This window comes from Actinoalloteichus spitiensis RMV-1378, from assembly GCF_000239155.1.
Classification (GTDB): Bacteria; Actinomycetota; Actinomycetes; order Mycobacteriales; family Pseudonocardiaceae; genus Actinoalloteichus_B; species Actinoalloteichus_B spitiensis.
The window spans coordinates 1-3,132 of the sequence record NZ_AGVX02000370.1 but is presented as its reverse complement, the minus strand read 5'-3'; the positions used below and the strand labels follow the sequence as shown (position 1 = coordinate 3,132).

The window sequence follows — 3,132 nt, the reverse complement described above, 5'->3', positions numbered from 1 at the left end:
GGGCCCCCCCCCGCCGCACCGGCGGACGAAGACCTCCAGTTCTCCGCCGCAGCCGGCGGCGGGCGTGGGGACGTCTCCTCCGGACGCCGCCACCCGGTGCCGCAGGCACCGCCCGGTCGCCAGGGCCTGCTCGGCCCAGGCGTGCAGGGCGGCCTCGACGCAGCCGCCCGCCACTCCGCCGGTCACCCGACCATCGGCTTCGACGACCAGGGCGGCGCCGAGCCGGCTGGGGGTGCTGCCCGTCACGCCCACGATGCTGACCACGGCGAAGGGCACGCCGGTCCTGGCGAGGTCCGCGAGGTGTTCCACCAGATCGGGCACGGTGTTCTCATCCCGTCTCGGAGGGGGCTGGCACCGGAGGTCTGGGGTGGGAGCGCCGCCGGGACGGGGCGGCCGTCCCGGCGGGCACCCCCCTACGCGGTGGCGCCGTGGCCGGCCAGGTACTCGCGGAGGTTCGCGAGGATCGGGGCCCACCCCTCCCGCCAGGCCGCCACGTCCGCTGCCTCGACCAGGCGGTCGTGCACCAGGCGGTATCGGACCTTGCCGCCCGGCAGCGGCCGGAGTTCGAAGGAGACCCGGGTGGCGGGGGACACGGGTCCGCCGTCCGACGCCTCCTGCCGGAAGCTGTAGACGAGCCGCCGGGTGGGCTCGCACTCCAGCACCTCGCCGCTGTCGGTGAGCCGGTCGCTGTCGCCGTCGTAGAACCGCACCGCGGAACCCACGGTCCAGTCGGACTCCACGCGCCGGTCGAACCAGTACCGCCGGGTGATCTCCCCGGAGGTCAACGCGGCCCACAGCCGGCTGGGCGTGGTGTCCAGGACGTCCTCGTGCACGAACGCGGGGTCACTCATGGCATCGCACCTCCGGTGAACACGGATCACGAAGGAGGGCGGCGTGTCGTCCCGCCCTCCGGGCCGACCGCGTGGCCGACCGGTACCGGAGAGCGCGGGAGGCAGCACACCGCCCGCCGAGGGCCCATCGTCGCACTCGGAGGCGCCCGATCGGCGGAACGACGGGCGGGGTGCCGCCGCCGGTGGCGGCCCACCTGCCGCCCGGCTCGGCTCATGCACTCGTCCGGGCGACACCCGGCGCGGGAGGGAGACGGTCCGCCGGCCAGAGGGGGGTTCCCCGCTCGGCGACCTCCTCGGCCGCCAGCCCGGGGCGCCGGGAGGGGCGCGCAGGGCAACGGGCCGGCGGTCACCCCCTGGCCCCGTCGGACGGGTGCGCCAGAGCCCCGGCCCACGGCTCCCCTCCCGTCTGGGCGGCCGCACCTCGCCCCGCCGGGACGACCGGTGTGGTGAGGTGGTGCGCGGGCAGCGGCCAGGGAGGAAGACGAGATGGACGGCACGGGAACGAACACGTCGGTGACGTCCTCGGACGTGGGCACCGAGGACGCCTGGAACCGGTGGCGGGAGGCGCGGCGCCGCGCCGTGACCGGCGCTGAGGGCAGCCTCGCGTTGGTGGACACCTGCTGGCCCGACGAGTCGGAGCGGCTGCCCGGGCTTCCGGGGCGGTGGACGGTCCGCGGTGACGAGGTGTGGCTCGCCGCCGAGGTGGAGGACCAGGTGACCGTCGACGGCGCTCCGCTGTCGGGTCAACGCCGGGTGTACGGGGCGGGCACGGCGCCGATGGTCCGGTTCCCCGGTGGGAGCGCCACGGTGGTGGTGCGGGGCGGGCAGTTCGGGGTTCGGCGTTTCGACCCGGCCGCGCCGGCGGCGTCGGGGTTCGAGAGCATCGACACCTTCCCGTTCGACCCGAACTGGGTCGTCCCGGCCTGGTACACCCTCTTCCCCGGTCGGGAGGTGGTGAACTACGCGAGGATGCTGGAGGCCGAGCCGGCGGAGTTGGAGGTTCCAGGGGAACTGCGGTTCACCCTGGACGGGGCCGAGCACCGCACCACGCCCCTGGTCTCCGAGGGGCGGCTCCTCCTGGTCTTCTCCGACGCGACCACCGGCGTCAGCAGCTACCGGCCCGGCCGTTTCCTCCGGGTGGCGCGCCCAGACGTGAGTGCCGGCGCCACCGCCCGCGTCCTCCTCGACTTCAACCGCGCCTACCTGCCGCCGTGCGCGTTCTCGGCGCACTTCAACTGCCCGCTGCCCCCGGCGGACCACCAGTTCGCCGTGGCGGTCCCCGTGGGCGAGCGGGCCGTGCGGTACCGGTGAGGACGTGCGGGACGAACCCGGCCGGGCAGGGGTCGGCCGGTGGGGCCATCCCGGGGTGACATTGGCGTCCTCGGAGCTGGTACCCCCCGCTCCGCGCTCAGGTGGGGCGGAGCGGCCCGGTGAACGACCTGCTCAGGTGGTCGTGCAGGTCGTCGAACCGTCGGCGCCGCCCGTAGGCGGCACGCTGGCGGTGCGCGCCGGAGCCGGCCGCGAACAACCTGCCGAGCAGGTCCCGCGCGGTCGTGCGGTCGCCCCCGGCCTCCAGCCCGGGGGCGGCGCGCCGCATGAGCTGGCGCACCCGGCCCCTGGCGGTGAGCAACGTGCCGGTCGCCGGGTCGAGGCTCATGCCCTCCAGACCGTCGTGGGCCGCGCGCCACAGCGCCAGCCGCAGGGTGTGCTCGGGGAAACGCGGCCCCTCCCGGCCCGCCTCGATGTCGGCGAGCGCGACCACGGCGAGGGCGCGGATGAGCAGCGCGTACAGCACGGCCTCCTCCGCCGTGGCGGCCACGTCGAAGATCCGGACCTCGACGGTGGGCACCCGCTCCGAGGGGCGGACGGAGAAGTACAGCATCCCGCTGTCCAGCGCGGCGCCCGAGACCAGGAGTTCCTCGCTCGCCCGTTCGTACCCGGCCAGCGAGCCGAACCAGGGCTGCGGCACGGCCGAGGGCAACCGCGTCCAGGTGACCGCTCGCCAGCTCGCGTGCCCGGTGGGACGGCCACCGGCGAACGCCGAGTTGGCGGAGAGCGCCAGCAGGGCCGGCAGCCAGGGGCGCAGGTGGTCCGCGACCAGGACCGCGCGTTCGCGGTCGGGCATCCCGACGTGCACGTGGCAGCCGCAGACGGAGAGGTCGTCCACGAGCATCCCGTAGCGCTCCCCCATCCGCCGGTACCGGTCGGCCGGGGTGAGGGGGGTGGGGACACCGGCGGCGAGCGGGGCGCAGCCGCTGGCCACGACCCGACTGCCCTCCCC

At 75.9% G+C, this 3,132-nt stretch carries 4 protein-coding genes; 1 reads left to right on the top strand and 3 read right to left on the bottom strand.

All coding sequences use genetic code 11. The annotated features are described in order from the left end of the window. On the bottom strand, window positions 1–321 hold a 321-nt coding region (locus ACTIDRAF_RS34255), incomplete at its 3' end, for an XdhC family protein (RefSeq protein WP_026066181.1). A 92-nt stretch (window positions 322–413) separates the two neighbouring features. Then, entirely contained in the window at window positions 414–851 is a 438-nt protein-coding gene (locus ACTIDRAF_RS29305; RefSeq protein ID WP_016699818.1) for an SRPBCC domain-containing protein, read from the bottom strand. Window positions 852–1,337: 486 nt separating this feature from the next. Here ACTIDRAF_RS29305 and ACTIDRAF_RS0216435 point away from each other — a divergent pair, with 486 nt between their 5' ends. Then, complete coding sequence (locus ACTIDRAF_RS0216435) at window positions 1,338–2,162, top strand: DUF1684 domain-containing protein (RefSeq protein ID WP_016699817.1); 825 nt, start codon at window positions 1,338–1,340, stop codon at window positions 2,160–2,162. A 97-nt stretch (window positions 2,163–2,259) separates the two neighbouring features. Here ACTIDRAF_RS0216435 and ACTIDRAF_RS29300 read toward each other — a convergent pair. Next, the coding region (locus ACTIDRAF_RS29300; RefSeq protein ID WP_016699816.1) for a carboxylate-amine ligase at window positions 2,260–3,132 on the bottom strand (873 nt) is incomplete at its 5' end.

Excerpts from the sequence above, each read along its gene's own strand:
- ACTIDRAF_RS29305 (WP_016699818.1), bottom strand. The coding sequence starts at position 851 with ATGAGTGACCCCGCGTTCGTGCACGAGGACGTCCTGGACACCACGCCC.
- ACTIDRAF_RS0216435 (WP_016699817.1), top strand. The coding sequence starts at position 1,338 with ATGGACGGCACGGGAACGAACACGTCGGTGACGTCCTCGGACGTGGGC.